At 37.7% G+C, this 1,081-nt stretch carries 1 protein-coding gene; it reads right to left on the bottom strand.

The features are described from left to right. Nucleotides 1-444: 444 nt before the first annotated feature. Complete coding sequence (locus F6K49_RS52205) at nucleotides 445-633, bottom strand: hypothetical protein (RefSeq protein ID WP_293110930.1); 189 nt, start codon at nucleotides 631-633, stop codon at nucleotides 445-447. Nucleotides 634-1,081 lie beyond the last annotated feature (448 nt).

The following is a 1,081-nucleotide window of genomic DNA, read 5'->3' as shown; positions in this document are numbered from 1 at the left end:
TGTTTAAGTGTTTTTATCAATAACTCTGAGAAGACGATTTAATTTACTAGCATAGCTATGATCGTTATCAGTGATATTAGCTTTTACTGTATCAACCAAAGAATTTAGTTGACTGGAGACTGGCAACCCTCTAAGTTTTAACCAGATTTCGAGAGAATAACTTAATTGGTTTTCAACCCAGGTTTTATGGGTGAACTCTTTTAAGTTTATAGCTAAGTCTAGAAGAAATTCAGGAGCTAAGGTAGGGCGACTTCCAACAAAAAATTGGGTGATATCCTGATCATAGCTAACAATTGTTTGAATTAAGTCTTGTCTTGCTTATCCCTCAGGAATTTCGGGTGCATCTCAATGCATGCTGTTTGACCCGGTGGTGGGTTACGGGTCGGGCTCTCTCAACCGATGTCAAGAGGGGGAAAATCAAGGGTAACCCTTCCCTAACGCACCCTACGCCACATTTTCAAATATGAGATGCACCCGGAATTTCTTTGAGAGTAAATTAGGGATCAACTGGGGTAAGGCTGGAAATAAATTATGCTCAATCAGAAAATATTCATCGGCAATTAAACCAGAAAACACACAGTGATAGATAATCATAAAATTGCTGAGATCTTCCACATCCCTCTTACCAATCATATAGTGATGCTCTACTTCCCGTTTATCAACCCCCGCTTTCCTGACCTTCTCTTATCGTTGTAAAATTGCTAAACTTTGTGGATTGTCTCCTCCATGCATTTTATCAACTTTTCAGGGTTGTGTCCAGCATCAATGAGCTTTTGTCAAGTCTTTAACCATTGAGGAGCCCGTTGTTTAGGGGATTCATATAAAACCTCTCGATAGGGTAGTCGTAAAATTCCTTAATCATAGCGAAAGTTGGCAACATTATACTTCCAATAAGCAATTATATAATTGAGATAGTCACCATCAAATTCAGATTCGAAAATTAAATTTTTCTCGGTTTTAAAAACACCTCTTAACGCCTTTATACTTGCTTCGCAATGATAACTATCACTCACCCAAACTTCAAACAAAATATAATGGTCGATCATAGCGACAAGACTCTTTTAATAATCCTCTAATTCCT

The organism is Moorena sp. SIO3I6 (assembly GCF_010672095.1).
The sequence above is the reverse complement of the archived record's forward strand: the minus strand, read 5'-3'. Positions and strand labels throughout refer to the sequence as shown.

Excerpts from the sequence above, each read along its gene's own strand:
- F6K49_RS52205 (WP_293110930.1), bottom strand. The coding sequence starts at position 633 with ATGATTGGTAAGAGGGATGTGGAAGATCTCAGCAATTTTATGATTATC.